Origin of the sequence: Pseudoalteromonas sp. SG43-5 (genome assembly GCF_014164345.1) — a bacterium.
Classification (GTDB): Bacteria; Pseudomonadota; Gammaproteobacteria; order Enterobacterales; family Alteromonadaceae; genus Pseudoalteromonas; species Pseudoalteromonas distincta.
The window spans coordinates 83,564-97,778 of record NZ_JACJFA010000006.1; the positions used below are offsets into that span (position 1 = coordinate 83,564).

Here is a 14,215-nt window from a genome sequence, read left to right on the forward strand (position 1 = left end):
CAATTAGACGCAATGAGCGACGGTAACTCGCAATCTAGCCAGGGTTCTTCTGGCAAAACGTGGTTGGGCAGAATAGCCCAAATGTTGCAAGGGGAACCCCAGAATAGAGAAGAGCTGGTCGAAGTTATTGCCGATGCGCAAGAACGAGACGTAATCGATCCAGAAACAAAAGAGATGATAGAAGGTGTGCTTGGCGTGTCTGAGCTTAAAGTGCGAGACATAATGGTTCCGCGCTCACAAATGATCACTCTTGAGATCGACAGCCCGCTTGAAGAACTAATTCCAATGATGGTTGACTCAACTCACTCACGTTTTCCAGTGGTGATTGAAGACAAAGATCATGTAGAAGGTTTTTTACTCGCTAAAGATTTATTGCCACTGATCTTAAATAAAGACGAGCATTTACCATCAATACGCGATTATTTACGCCCAGCAATGGTAGTACCTGAAAGCAAACGTGTTGATACATTGCTAAACGAATTCCGTCAGCAACGCTACCATATGGCTGTTGTTATTGACGAATACGGCGGCGTATCGGGCTTAGTAACGATTGAAGATATTCTTGAAATAATTGTTGGCGAAATCGAAGATGAGCACGACGAAGAAGAAGAACATCAAGATATTCGTCAACTTGCTAAACATGTCCACGTAGTGCAAGCACTCACACCTGTAGATGACTTTAACGAGCATTTTAAAACAGGCTACAGCACAGACGAAGCCGATACTATTGGCGGGACTGTACTGCACGCATTTGGCCATATGCCAAGCCGTGGTGAAACGATTGACATAGAAGGTTACCAATTTAAAGTAACCAACGCCGACAATCGTCGTATTTTGCAACTGCAAGTCACCGTTCCTAAGGCTGATGATAACGACAGTGAAGAAACTGCTAACTAGACTTACCCTATTAGCAAAAGATAAAAAAGCATGGCTCGCACTCGTTGCGGGCCTTGTTTTAACTTTTGGCTATGCCCCCTTTGAAATTTGGCCCATCGTATTTGTTAGCCTTGGTGCCATAATTTTTTGCGTTAATCCCAATAATACCGGTAAAGCACACGCAAAAACCGCCGCTAAATATGGCTTTATATTTGGCCTAGGCTGGTTTGGTGCAGGTATAAGCTGGGTACATGTTTCTATTGCCACCTTTGGCGGTATGCCGCTTATAGCGTCGCTCTCGTTAATGGCTTTTTTGTGCGCCTACTTAGCATTATTTCCCGCACTTGCCTTTTGGGCAACTACACGCTTTGCCACTGGTCCTAAAAGCTTTGGCGCATTACTAATTGCCTGCTTTGCAATTAGTGAGTATTTACGTGGCACCGTACTTACCGGTTTCCCGTGGTTAAGTTTTGGCTACACACAAACCGACGGACCTTTAAGGCTGCTTGCCCCTTATATTGGCGAGTTTGGCTTAACCCTCGTGTGTATCGCTATTGGCTTTGCACTATATAAACTTACCCAAAAAGATTTTAAAACCCCGGCGGTTACTGCTACAGCTGTTGCGCTTATTTTTACAGGTGCAAATACCACTGGCAGTATTCATTACACAGATAAAAACATGTCAGTATTGCTCGTACAAGGGAACATACAGCAACACCTACGCTTTGAGCCAAGTGAGTTTTGGACCACAATGAGCAAATACCAAGACATGACCCGCCCACATTGGGATGCCGACTTAATAGTATGGCCAGAAGCCGCAGTGCCTGAAATAGAAATGCTTGCCGATTCCTACCTAGCCAATTTAGACAGTGCCGCCTCGTTTAATAAAACCGCCCTCGTGACCGGTATTGTTGACTACCAGCGAGACACCAAAAACATATTCAATACGCTTATCGTGGTTGGTAATAAAGAACGCAGCGACGAGCATGGGCATTATCATTACCTTGATAAAAACCGCTATCAAAAACACCAGCTATTACCTATTGGCGAATTTGTACCGTTTCAGGATTTACTGCGCCCTATTGCCCCGTTATTCGATTTACCTATGTCGTCGTTTACGCGCGGCGACAAAGTTCAAAACAACTTACGCGCCAATGGCTTTAACCTACTACCCGCTATTTGCTACGAAATAGTATTTGCCGATTTAGTTCGCGGTAATTACAAAAGCGACTCTGACCTACTCTTTACAGTAAGTAACGATGCCTGGTTTGGTGACTCTATTGGGCCTTTGCAACACATGCAAATAGCCCGTATGCGCGCGCTCGAACTACAACGCCCTCTAGTGCGTGTTACTAACAATGGTGTAAGCGCCGTATACGACCCTATAAGCCACACTCAACAAACCATGCCTCAGTTTGAAGCTACAACATTGAAAGCCAACATTAAGCTCATAAAAGGCGACAGCGTGTACAGCCAATACGGCAACATATTTGTGTGGGGATTTGTGTTGTTGATGGGTCTTGGTGGTTTTGGGGTTAGGTTTAGAAGTTAAGCTCGCTATTTAAGATGTAGGGCCTACATATTTAGCTCTACATTTTTAAAGTGTTTAATTAGCTTCTAAAGCCATTTCTTCTAAAGATAACCTTAGTAAGTAGCTACACCATCCCCTTAAATTTAGCAGACTAACTTGGTAGTACTCTCTAGCGTTACTCATTGTATTGCTATCTAATAGTGGTACCACACTGCCTGAATATGAATTATCGACAAACCTAGTTCCTTGGTGAAGGTATCTTGATCTTAAACCGTAATATGAATTAATTATTTTAACTAATGGGTCATTATTGCTATCTTTTCCCACATAACTTCTCACTCTATCTGAGATTGAATGTACTTGTTGACCACAACTATCACACTTTTTACTCTTCGAAGCTCCAATCAACGACGCAACTTCTAATGAAGACATATAAAGTATCATTGCATCTTCACTTGATGATGGATGAAGTTTAGCTGCATTAGAGAATCTTAAATCGCTCTGAAAGTAAGTATTCCCCTCATCACTTGCCTCCCCTATTCTCGGAGTTGGGGAATATGTATCTAAGGTAAATGAATCTAAAGATCTGCCTGATGAAAAATGAGCATAAGAATTCAAGAGTAATTGAATTTCATAAGAGTAAATATCATTACTCAGTATGTAATCAATAAGGAAACAGGTTTTTTCTGAGATTTGAACTAAGCTATCAGCTATTGGTTTAGCATCAATCCAACTTATATCTCTAGAGTATTTATTAATTTCAATACTTGAAAACGATGAATCATTGTCACTTTGAGTATCTCGAATAATCAAACAGTTTGTACTAACAGTTAAAATTTCAATAATCGTTTTAATTTTTTCTGCTGCTTTAGCTTCTGCATCTACAGCATCATAACCATTAATATCAACTATCAATTTAATTGAGCTATTACCTGTTGGTTTTAAAACAAAACTTTTACCTGAGTATGCGGCAATAGAACCCCTAATAACTTCAAGAGAAGTACTAAATCTGAATTTAGAAATCAGTTTTTTATAATCTAAACTATTTTTAACTAGCTCTCTAATAACTTTTAAGTCGCTTATAATTTCATCACTTTCGATATAATCAGAGAACATGACCGCGACTAAATTTCCTTTTTGTTTATACCTGACCGAAACCTCGAAAGAACCTTTAGCTTTATAGTCCATACGTCCTAAAATTATTTGTTTAAAACCTAGCTTTTTATACGGAGAGTAATGCCAAGCACACTTACCTAAGTGATCTCTAATACTTGCCCATAAAGATCTCAAAAAATGATTACTTTCATTTTCATTATTTAATCCTTCAAGTAAGACTTCCAAATAGATATACCTATAGTTTAATTAAATTATGTTAATTGGAGTTAGTCCTTCACTGCTTCTTCTACCGTTTCCACATTTACAACTTGATTCAAGTTACCTTTAATAACCACCGTCGCTGATATTTTATCTTGAATGGCTTGCCTGTTTGGGTCCCAATATATCTGTAAAAAGCCCAATAAGCCCGTTGCAAAGCCTGCACCGTAGCCGCCGTAGCGACCAAAACAATCTAATAAACCTAATGGCTCACCGCTTAGAGCGACAACACGGATATTACAAACCTTTTTACCCGGCGTTTGGCCGCGCCAAAGTAACGAGAACAACGTAAAGTAAACAGCAGCCCAGCCAAAACCTAAGCCCAAGTCTTGAATAATGCCTTTGCTCCACTGCAAAATACTATTTGTGCTTGTTTGTGCAGGTTTTTCTTCTATTAACTGTGCAGGCTTTATTTCGTTATTTTCACTGAGCACTAATAGTTGTAAAAGTACGGTAGCAAGTTGTGGGCTTTGTAGGTCGTCCATTTCTGCTAATTTGGGAACTTGCCCAATTAAATTATCAAACGCGTTTTGTTGGCAAGGTTGCTCACAGCTTTCATCAGCTGTTTGCGCTAAATAAGTATTTACCTGTTGTTTTTCTGTGGCGGTAAGCTGAATTTCATCTTGTATTTTTACGCCCTGAACAGCTAAACCTTGATCAGCGTTATCGTCTTCTAGGTAATCAATGCCAATTGAAAGTACAGTAAGTGCGCTTACAAATAAAATACTTGCTGCCGTTATTTTTAAGATTCTTCGCCACACATTCGACATTTTTGGAAGGTATTGCTGTGCAGTGCCTTTATAAAAGGCCATAGCCGCGACAAATGCTATTAGAGCAGCGCTAAGCTTGGCCGCTAAAAATATCAGTGCAACATCAATAATAATCGCTAGTGCACGCTGAATAGGTGTAGCTAAAGGCAAGCCCAGTAAAGCGCTGTCAATTTTAAAAGCGTAGGGTGTAATAACTTCTCGGGTTTCAGAATTTGATAATTCTAATTGTTCTATTTCTGTGGCTTTCATTTATTTTCTTGTTATTAAAATAGGTAACCCGGTTAACTTACGCGTTTTTTATTTTTTGCTCAAGGTAAAGCTATTAGAATCAATGCACAAAAAAGGGCTGCATAAAATGCAGCCCTTCATGTTTTTACTCAATGTTAATTACTTACTAGCAAGGCTATACCGTTGGATAATCGGTATAGCCTTGCTCTGCACCACCAAACAAAGTGTCGGGGTTGTGACTGTTAAGTGGCTTGCCTTGCTTTAAGCGTGCTGGTAAGTCTGGGTTTGATACAAACGGGCGACCAAAGCCAATCATGTCGGCCCAGCCTTCGCTAAGTGCTTTGTCAGCGCGCTCTTTGGTGTACTTACCTGCGTAAATTAATACACCACTGTAGGCTTTGCGAATAGCGTATTTAAACTCAACACTCATCAAAGGTGCGTCATCCCAATCGGCTTCGGCTATATGCATGTAACCTACACCGGCTTTATTTAATGCCTCAGAAACCGCTAAATAAGTTTCCTCAGGGTTTTCGTCTACAGTGCCATTAAGAGTTGTTAACGGGGCAAGTCTTACGCCTACTTTATTGCTACCAATTTCGTCGCTAACAGCATGTACCACTTCAATTAAAAAGCGTATTCGGTTTTGCACACTGCCACCATATTCATCGGTGCGAGCATTTGACTCTGAGTCTAAAAATTGATTAATAAGGTAACCATTTGCAGCATGAAGCTCTATGCCATCAAACCCTGCATTAACTGCATTTTTAGCTGCTTGGCGAAATTCACCTATGACATGCGTAATATCTTGTTTGCTCATTTCGCGTGGGAGTTGGGTGTCTACAAACCCCGGTGCGCCGTTTGTATCTACAAATACTTTTACGTCTTTTGCGGCAATGCCCGAGGCTGAAATAGGCTGCACGCCACCAGTGTTGTCACTGTGGGTAACACGGCCAACATGCCAAAGCTGAGCAAACATCACGCCACCAGCGCTATGTACTGCGCTTGTTACTTTACTCCAGCCTGCAACTTGCTCATTTGAATAAATACCCGGAGTCCAAGCGTAACCTTTACCAAGCTCACTAATTTGTGTGCCTTCGCTTACAATTAGTCCGGCACTTGCGCGCTGTGCGTAATATGTTGCCATTAAGTCGTTAGCTATATCGCCAGGCTGTGTTGAACGCGAGCGAGTCATTGGGGGCATAACAATACGGTTTTTTAATGTTTTACCTGCAAGTTCTATTGGTTCAAAAAGTAATGTCATAATGCCTCCTAAGTTTGATTGCGCTCATAATAACGTAACCAAGCACATGCAAAAACAACAAAAACTGCAAAATAGTTTTGTTGTATCTGCAATAAAGCCACAAAGTAAAACACATTAACTTTAGGTGAACTAAATGTATTTTATTGACTCATAACAGCACTATTATGTTGAGGATTTGATGTGAATAAAGGGAATGCATGGCCGTGGGTTATCTCGTTTTGTATACACGCTATTGTGTTGTACTTTTTGTTTTCGCAATCTATTAAAGTTGCGCCGCCAAAGGAAAAGGAAAGCGCAATAATACAGGCCTATGTTACAGTTAATTTAGCTAGCCTACCTAGGCCAAGCCCAGTTGTTACAACAACCAATGCGCCTGATATAAAACCTGTAAACACTAAAACTGATGCACCAAATTCAGCAACCTCTAACACTACACCTATAAAAAAAGATTCTACAAAAGCCAAAGTAAGGGTAACTAAAAAAACGCAAGCCAAAACCATCACGTTACCAAAGGCACAAACAGAGCTTAAAAAAGACCCTGTAAAACCTGTTGAACCCCTGGTAGCGGCGCCTTCAGAGCCTACAACAAAAGCTTCTCAAACATTTAAAAAGCTAAATCCATACGCGCCGCTATTTGGCTCTCCTGTAAATAATATGACTCATAAAAAAATGGTCTCCTTTGGTGAAGATAAAAGCTCTGAAAATGATGAGATAAACAATAAGCCCACAATTAAAACACCAGTAAATCTGATAATTCAGAAGTTATTAACCAAAATACAACAGGCACACGACGATTAGAAAAATTTAACGGTAAATGCTATTTAATTGATACTTCAACCGTATTTGGTAGTAATGGCATGCCTCAAGGTAGCGGTAAACCCTGTCCTGAGGATAAAACTGATAAAGAAATTATGTTTGAAAATATCATGAAAAAATGGAGCCGTAAAAATAATTAACTTTAAATAAGTGAACAAATAATATGTTTATCCGTATTGATAAGCTTAAAGTAATTAGGAGTAAGCCATGATCACCAAACAACTATCCTCACTTTTTGTATTTAATTTATTAGTTGTAAGTGCACAAGCTAATGCAAACTAGCGCTGGTACGTTGTTAACGACTCAGTAATGGGCGGTGTATCTAATAGCCAAGTAACACAAACCCAAGAAAGTTTGCTTTTTACAGGCAATGTTTCGCTTGATAATAACGGCGGTTTTGCATCAATACGTACAGAGCTAAGTACACAAAGCCAAAATACTAAAGCTATAGCGCTGCGTGTTAAAGGTGATGGACAAATCTATCAGCTTAGGCTCAGAACTACCAATTACCTTGATGGCGCAGCGTACACTCACTCATTTAAAACAGTAAAAAATGAATGGGTAGATATAAACTTTGCTCCGAGTGATTTTACTTTAACGTATCGCGGCCGCGTGCTTGAGCAACAACCGATTATTGATTTTGACGATATAAAACAGCTAGGCTTTATGATTGCAGGTAAGCAAGAAGGTAAGTTTAAACTTGAAGTGGGTAAAATTGAGTTTAAAAGCTAATCAAGCAGCAAGCTTTGGCATTGAGCGGTGTAATCATGAGCGCGAATGGTTGCGCTACTTTCGGTGTACTATTTAGCCCTACTAGCAAAAAGCCCCACTTTATTAAAGTAGGGCTTATACCAATTTATTAAACTAACTCATTGCTTACTTAGTGCTTTGGTTATCTTGTGAGAGTGCAATAAGTGCAAGCGCCGCATTTAGACGAGTATTTAAATTATTATAAATAGTCATTCCAAACACACCGATAATACAAACTATTAAACCCATTTGTAGGTTAACGCTCATCTCTAGTAAAAAAACAGCTGCAACTAGTAAGCATAGCGCTAATGCATAAATAATAGATTGAAAGGTAAAGTTAATATCACCTTTGGCTATTTTAAGTAATTCATCTTTATTCATAATTTACTTCCTTGTTATTTAATCCCTAAGACTCAATTGCCAGTAACTCTACTTCAAAAATAAGTACTGAGGCAGGAGGAATACTCCCTACACGTTTTTCGCCGTATGCTAATTGGTGCGGTACATAAAAAATGTATTTATCGCCTGGGCTCATCAGTTGTAAGCCCTCAGTCCAGCCTTTAATCACTTGGTGCAAGCCAAAACTAATCGGTGTTTTACGCTCTACTGAGCTGTCAAACACCGTGCCGTCGATTAGTGTGCCGTGGTAATGCACGTTAACCATACTTGTTGGGCTTGGTGTGTTTTCACTCTCACCTTTATGCAGTATTTTGTACTGCAAGCCAGAAGCTGTTTCTACTACACCTTCTACTTTTGCGTTAGCGGCTAAGTAATCGGCCCCTATTTGTGCATTTATGCCTGCTTGTTGTTTTGCTTTTTTACTATTTTGAAATATTAAAAAACAAAAAATGGCGATAACCACCGCCAAAATTATATTGATCATTATTAACCTTTTTCGTTATCTAGTTCTTCGTCTTTTTCGTCATCATTATCGCCATTAACTATGTCGGCAATTTCTTTAAGGCGAGCAAGCGCAATTCCGTTTACTGAGTTTTCTGGATACTGGTCATCAATAATATCGCCAGCTTCTATATCCATTAACAGGTTAAGCGCTTGGTCTACGGTTTCAACTGCGTAAATATTAAATTTACCCGCTTCAACTGCATTAAGTATTTCATCATCAAGCACTAAGTTAACTTGGTTTGATTTAGGAATGATAACGCCTTGCGAACCTGTTAAGCCACGCATTTTACACAGTTTGAAAAAGCCTTCAATTTTTTCGTTTACGCCACCAATAGCCTGTACATCACCATGTTGGTTAATAGAGCCTGTCAGTGCAATTGATTGGCTAATAGGTAGGCTTGTAATAGACGAAATAAGCGCACACAACTCTGCCAAAGATGCACTATCGCCATCTATATAACCGTAGCTTTGCTCAATAGCGATATTAGCGCTAAGCGTTAAGCTAAAGTGCTGCGCGTATTTATTACCTAAATAACCGGTAAGTAGCATTACCCCTTTTGAGTGAATTGCTTTACCAAGCTCGGCTTCACGTTCAACATCTATTACGCCATCGGCGCCAGCATAAACCGTTGCCGTGATACGCGCAGGGGTACCAAATGAGGTATCGCCAATGTGTAATACGGTTAAACCATTTACTTTACCAATGGCTTGGCCGTCGGTTGCAATAAGTGTGTGACCTTCTTTTATATCGCTTAGCATGTTTTCACTAATTTGGCCGGTACGGTATTGCTTACCTTCAATGGCTTCATCAATATGATGCGCATCTACAACAGTTAATTTATCTTGTTTTGCGTAGTAACTTGCCTCTGCAACTAGTTCAAGTACATCAGCAAAGCGCGCAGAAAGCTTATTGTGATGCTCTGCTTGGCGGTAGCTAAACTTAAGTAAACGCACCATAGCTGCTTGTGTGGTACTGCACTTTAATGTTTGCTCGCAGTACTCGGTAACTTTAGTTATAAATTGGTACTGTAATTTATCGCTACTTGGTAAGTAGTAATCAAAGTCAGCTAATACTCTAAATAACTCTGCAAACTCTTCATCGTATTCACCTATGGTGTAATACAGTTCGCGCGAGCCTAATAAAATAATTTTTACATCAAGCGGTATAAGCTGCGGGCGAAGTGTAAAACTACTACCTACTGAGCTATCTTGATACGGTAAGTCGTTTTTAATTTGATGCGTTTTAAGCGAAAGTTTTAAACCATCCCACACTTGAGGGTTAGCCATTACCTTTTCAGCATCCATAATTAAATAACCGCCATTAGCACGGTGCAATGCTCCCGGCTGAATAGAGCGATAACTGGTAATTAAAGACCCTTGCGATGTGGAATACTCAATTTTACCAAATATATTACCAAATGTTGGATTGGGCTCGTACACCACGGGTGCTGCATCGTCTTCTTTAAACTCAACTAAAATATTAGGTGCAAAAAAGTCGGTAAGCATGCCTTTACGATCAAAGTCTTCTTTGCTTTCTTCGCTTTCGTCTTCGTCATCGAGCCACTCAAGTACCGCGTCTATAATTTCAACGCGTATATCTTTTAAATAACGCAGTACACCAATATGAGTTGCATATTTATGTTCTAAGTCTTTTAAAAGCGGTTTTGTGGCCTGCTCTGCAGTCGACTTTTTAAGATTACGCTGTTTTTCTTTTGATTCGCGCTTCCAGCGTGGCAGCTCAATTAACGCTTCTATTAATGCATCTTCTAGCTTTTCAATTTTTTCAAAAAACTCTTCGCGTAACGTTTCTTCAAGTTCGCCAAATTCGCTATCGCTTAATTGTTTACCATCTACAAGCGGTGCAAACCCAACTGAGTTTTTTTCTTCGACTAATGCAACACTTTGCTCAAATGCCGCAATTTCTACTGCAGTAATAGCGCTGTCGTAGGCATCGTTAAATTCACGGTCGATTGATTTTTTTTTGCGTTGGTATCCTGGGTTATCAAATGCAGCAGGAAATGTGTCGAGTACCTCATCTAAAAATGAATCTATGTCGTCACTAAGTTGCTTGCTTTGACCTGCATGCATAAACAGCGCGATAGGCTCTCTGTGATCATCGTAATTATTTACGTATAACCATTCGTTTGGTGTTGGGCGGTCTTTTGCGTGTTGCTTAAGTTTATCTTTAACAAGCGTAAAGCGCCCATGGGCAGCCTCGCCCATTACATAAACGTTGTAACCAGGTAGTTCCATCCCTAAAGAGAAATCTAAGGCACTTTGGGCGCGTTGTTGGCCTATAAATGTTAGTTGCTCGGGGTATGGATTGCTCATACACGTATGTACGTGATTAGTAGAAATACTCGGTGCGAGCTTTGAAACAGATAGTGGCAGCAATTTTTTCGTCATTCTAACTTCTTTTTTTACCAACATATTCGCTGGCCTTTGGGCGTATTAAGTGGCCCGCAGCCACTTAATAATTATATTTAAGGGTGCAGCGCCTTACGACTAAAATAGATTCCATCACATTCAATACACGGTGTAATTTGTGTCGCGTGATAAACATCGTAACTATGGGTGCAATTCTTACATACTAATGTGCCCATGGCTATCCATTCGCCTGCGTGATACACACCATTGTGCTTAAAATCTTGACTAAGAGATTGCCACTCAAGCTGAGTTTTATCTTCTATGTGCGAAAGCTCAAACCATAAGGACTCTTTAAGCTCTTGCCATGCAAGCGAATTATAGTGCGATTCGTTTTCTTGGACATGTTCTATATCGCGCTGTAAATAACTTTTATATAAAGCGTATCTTTCTTGCCCTAAATCTTTAAGTGCCTGCTCAGATTCAACAAATCGAGTAACTGCGTCTTTTACTTCATGATCTTTTACATCTTTTAGCCATTTGGTTAAATCGCCAAGCCATGCTTTATAATCTGCCATTTTTTACTCCTTCAAAATTGCTGTTAAATCACCCTATAACTTAGATAAGTATAGGTTAACCTGAACTGAAGGTTAGAATTTATCAAAACCGCGTTTTTGACGCTGTGAATAGCACTTTATTTGGGGTATCCTAATGGCAATTTTTTATTAGTTTGCAAGAAGTCTGGAACCATAGATGCAAGAGCAATATAACCCGCAAGATATAGAGTCAAAAGTACAAAGCTACTGGGAAGAAAACCAGGTATTTAAAGTCACTGAAGATGAGAGCAAAGAAAAGTATTATTGCCTTTCTATGTTTCCTTATCCGAGTGGTCGACTGCATATGGGTCATGTACGTAACTACACCATTGGTGATGTTGTTTCTCGTTTCCAGCGCCTGCAAGGCAAAAACGTAATGCAACCTATGGGTTGGGATGCGTTTGGTTTACCTGCAGAAAACGCTGCTATTAAAAACAAAACAGCACCTGCTAAGTGGACATACGAAAATATTGACTACATGCGTACACAGCTTAAGCAATTAGGTTTTGGTTATGACTGGGATCGCGAAATTGCGACGTGTCATCCAGAATACTACAAGTGGGAGCAATGGTTTTTCACTAAGCTTTACGAAAAAGGCTTAGTGTATAAAAAAATGTCGACGGTTAACTGGGATCCAGTGGATCAAACAGTATTAGCTAACGAGCAAGTTATTGACGGTCGCGGTTGGCGTTCAGGCGCTGTGGTTGAGCAAAAAGAAATTCCACAGTGGTTTATTAAAATTACCGACTACGCACAAGAACTGCTTGACGATTTAGACAAGTTGGAAGATTGGCCAGAGCAAGTTAAAACAATGCAGCGTAACTGGATTGGCCGCTCTGAAGGGTGTGATATTGAATTTAAACGCACCGATAACGACGAAACTTTTAGCGTATACACAACTCGTCCAGACACCTTTATGGGTGTTACGTATGTTGCTGTTGCTGGTGGTCACCCTATTGCACAAGAAGCCGCTAAAAATAGCGATGCTGTTGCAATGTTTGTTGAAGAATGCAAAAACACCAAAATTGCCGAAGCAGACATGGCAACAATGGAGAAAAAAGGCATAGCAACAGGCTTTTACGCAACTCACCCATTAACGGGCGAGCAAGTACCAATTTGGGTCGCTAACTTTGTATTAATGCATTACGGCTCAGGCGCTGTTATGGCGGTACCTGCACACGACCAACGCGATTTTGAATTTGCAACGGCTTACGGCCTAGATATTAAACAAGTAATTGCACCGGTTGAAGGCTCAGGTCTTGAAGTAAACCTTGAGCAAGAAGCATTTACCGATAAAGGCGTACTTGTAAATTCAGGTGAATTTGATGGTCTTGATTTTGACGCCGCGTTTAAAGCCATTGCCGACAAGCTTGAAGCACTCGGTGTTGGGGAGCGTAAAGTAAACTTCCGTCTACGTGACTGGGGTGTTAGCCGTCAGCGTTATTGGGGCTCTCCAATCCCAATGCTTAGCGACGAAGAAGGCAAAGAACTTGCTGCAACAGAAGATATGCTACCAGTTCGCTTACCAGAAGATGTGGTAATGAATGGTGTAACGTCACCTCTTAAAGCAGACCCTGAATGGGCTAAAACAACAGTAAATGGCGCACCTGCGTTTCACGAAACTGACACGTTTGACACCTTTATGGAATCATCTTGGTACTACGCACGCTACTGTAGCCCACGCTACGACGAAGGCATGCTAGATCCAGCGGCTGCTAACTATTGGTTACCAGTAAACCAATACATTGGTGGTATTGAGCACGCTATTTTACACTTATTGTACTCGCGATTTTTCCATAAATTATTACGTGACTTTGGTTTAGTAAATTCAGACGAGCCGTTCGACCGCTTACTTTGTCAAGGTATGGTGCTTGCTGAAACATTTTATCGTAAAGATGAAAAAGGCGGCGATGTATGGATTTCGCCAAGCGATGTAAATACCGAAACCGACGACAAAGGCCGCGTAACTAAAGCATGGCATAAAGAAGACGGTGAGCCGGTATTCTCATCAGGCATGAGTAAAATGTCGAAGTCTAAAAACAACGGTATAGACCCACAACAAGTAATTGCCCAATACGGTGCAGATACAGTACGTTTATTTATGATGTTTACAGCACCACCAGAGCAAACGCTTGAATGGTCAGACTCAGGTGTTGAAGGCGCACATCGCTTCTTAAAACGTGTATGGAAATACGCAGTAGACGTTAAAACAGTAGGTTACCAAGCACTTGATAAATCAGCGCTCACTAACCCGCAAAAAGTATTACGTCGCGACTTACACAAAGCAATTGCTAAAGTGACTGATGATGTTGAACGTCGTCAAACCTTTAACACCGCTATTGCAGCCATTATGGAGCTTTCTAATAAGTTATTAAAAGCACCACTGAGCGACAAACAAGATGTAGCGATTGCTAACGAAGCACTTGAAGCATTAGTTATTATGCTTGCACCTATTACTCCGCATTTATCACATGAGCTTTGGAAAGAGCTTGGTAAAGAAGGCGAGATTTTAGATGCGCAGTGGCCAAAAGTTGACGAGTCGGCTCTTGTTGAAGATGAAAAACTAATCATCGTACAAGTAAACGGCAAGCTTCGCGCTAAGTTAACAGTGGCAGCCGATGCCACTCAAGAGCAAGTAGAAGCCCTTGCGTTTGCAGAATCTAACGTAACTAAATTTACGGATGGCGCAACTATTCGTAAAATCATTTACGTTCCAGGTAAACTACTCAACGTGGTAGCTAACTAA

At 40.5% G+C, this 14,215-nt stretch carries 11 protein-coding genes and 1 pseudogene; 5 read left to right on the forward strand and 7 right to left on the reverse strand.

What is annotated here, in order from left to right; translation table 11 throughout:
• Window positions 1-12 precede the first annotated feature (12 nt).
• Together corC and lnt are read left to right on the forward strand one after the other, a co-directional pair.
• The gene (gene corC, locus H5161_RS08530) at window positions 13-897 is read left to right on the forward strand and encodes a CNNM family magnesium/cobalt transport protein CorC (protein ID WP_002958541.1); all 885 of its coding nucleotides are present in this window, start codon (window positions 13-15) and stop codon (window positions 895-897) included.
• Complete coding sequence (lnt, locus tag H5161_RS08535) at window positions 878-2,428, forward strand: apolipoprotein N-acyltransferase (RefSeq protein WP_182769088.1); 1,551 nt, start codon at window positions 878-880, stop codon at window positions 2,426-2,428. Before corC ends, lnt begins: the two co-directional genes overlap by 20 nt.
• Window positions 2,429-2,482: 54 nt before the next feature.
• On the opposite strand, the gene H5161_RS08540 is transcribed toward lnt, so the two are convergent.
• The 3 genes from H5161_RS08540 to H5161_RS08550 form a co-directional block, all read right to left on the reverse strand.
• Entirely contained in the window at window positions 2,483-3,748 is a 1,266-nt protein-coding gene (locus tag H5161_RS08540) for a hypothetical protein (protein ID WP_182769089.1), read from the reverse strand.
• Between the two features lie 41 nt (window positions 3,749-3,789).
• A complete protein-coding gene (locus H5161_RS08545; protein ID WP_182769090.1) occupies window positions 3,790-4,800 on the reverse strand; it encodes an RDD family protein in 1,011 nt (336 codons plus the stop codon).
• A 154-nt stretch (window positions 4,801-4,954) separates the two neighbouring features.
• On the reverse strand, window positions 4,955-6,040 hold the full coding sequence (locus H5161_RS08550) for an alkene reductase (RefSeq protein WP_182769091.1): 1,086 nt from the start codon (window positions 6,038-6,040) through the stop codon (window positions 4,955-4,957).
• Between the two features lie 180 nt (window positions 6,041-6,220).
• On the opposite strand from H5161_RS08550, the gene H5161_RS08555 reads away from it, so the two are divergent.
• Together H5161_RS08555 and H5161_RS08560 are read left to right on the forward strand one after the other, a co-directional pair.
• Window positions 6,221-6,838 (forward strand): hypothetical protein, encoded by a 618-nt coding sequence (locus H5161_RS08555; RefSeq protein WP_259398684.1) that lies wholly within the window; start codon window positions 6,221-6,223, stop codon window positions 6,836-6,838.
• Window positions 6,839-7,063: 225 nt separating this feature from the next.
• Window positions 7,064-7,588, forward strand: a pseudogene (locus tag H5161_RS08560) (CIA30 family protein).
• A 144-nt stretch (window positions 7,589-7,732) separates the two neighbouring features.
• Here H5161_RS08560 and H5161_RS08565 read toward each other — a convergent pair.
• The 4 genes from H5161_RS08565 to H5161_RS08580 all read right to left on the reverse strand — a co-directional run bounded on the left by H5161_RS08565 (window position 7,733) and on the right by H5161_RS08580 (window position 11,451).
• Complete coding sequence (locus H5161_RS08565; protein WP_002958531.1) at window positions 7,733-7,987, reverse strand: hypothetical protein; 255 nt, start codon at window positions 7,985-7,987, stop codon at window positions 7,733-7,735.
• Window positions 7,988-8,012: 25 nt separating this feature from the next.
• On the reverse strand, window positions 8,013-8,489 hold the full coding sequence (locus H5161_RS08570) for an FKBP-type peptidyl-prolyl cis-trans isomerase (protein ID WP_182769092.1): 477 nt from the start codon (window positions 8,487-8,489) through the stop codon (window positions 8,013-8,015).
• Between the two features lie 2 nt (window positions 8,490-8,491).
• Entirely contained in the window at window positions 8,492-10,915 is a 2,424-nt protein-coding gene (locus tag H5161_RS08575) for a Lon protease family protein (protein WP_259398685.1), read from the reverse strand.
• Between the two features lie 77 nt (window positions 10,916-10,992).
• On the reverse strand, window positions 10,993-11,451 hold the full coding sequence (locus H5161_RS08580; protein ID WP_002958528.1) for a zinc ribbon-containing protein: 459 nt from the start codon (window positions 11,449-11,451) through the stop codon (window positions 10,993-10,995).
• A gap of 175 nt (window positions 11,452-11,626) precedes the next feature.
• Between H5161_RS08580 and leuS the strand changes: the two genes are divergently transcribed.
• Window positions 11,627-14,215, forward strand: a complete 2,589-nt coding sequence (leuS, locus tag H5161_RS08585) for a leucine--tRNA ligase (protein WP_024594703.1) — start codon at window positions 11,627-11,629, stop codon at window positions 14,213-14,215.

Coding starts and splice junctions, on each gene's coding strand:
- H5161_RS08550 (WP_182769091.1), bottom strand. CDS start 6,040: ATGACATTACTTTTTGAACCAATAGAACTTGCAGGTAAAACATTAAAA.
- H5161_RS08570 (WP_182769092.1), bottom strand. CDS start 8,489: ATGATCAATATAATTTTGGCGGTGGTTATCGCCATTTTTTGTTTTTTA.
- H5161_RS08580 (WP_002958528.1), bottom strand. CDS start 11,451: ATGGCAGATTATAAAGCATGGCTTGGCGATTTAACCAAATGGCTAAAA.
- corC (WP_002958541.1), top strand. CDS start 13: ATGAGCGACGGTAACTCGCAATCTAGCCAGGGTTCTTCTGGCAAAACG.
- H5161_RS08575 (WP_259398685.1), bottom strand. CDS start 10,915: ATGACGAAAAAATTGCTGCCACTATCTGTTTCAAAGCTCGCACCGAGT.
- leuS (WP_024594703.1), top strand. CDS start 11,627: ATGCAAGAGCAATATAACCCGCAAGATATAGAGTCAAAAGTACAAAGC.
- H5161_RS08565 (WP_002958531.1), bottom strand. CDS start 7,987: ATGAATAAAGATGAATTACTTAAAATAGCCAAAGGTGATATTAACTTT.
- H5161_RS08545 (WP_182769090.1), bottom strand. CDS start 4,800: ATGAAAGCCACAGAAATAGAACAATTAGAATTATCAAATTCTGAAACC.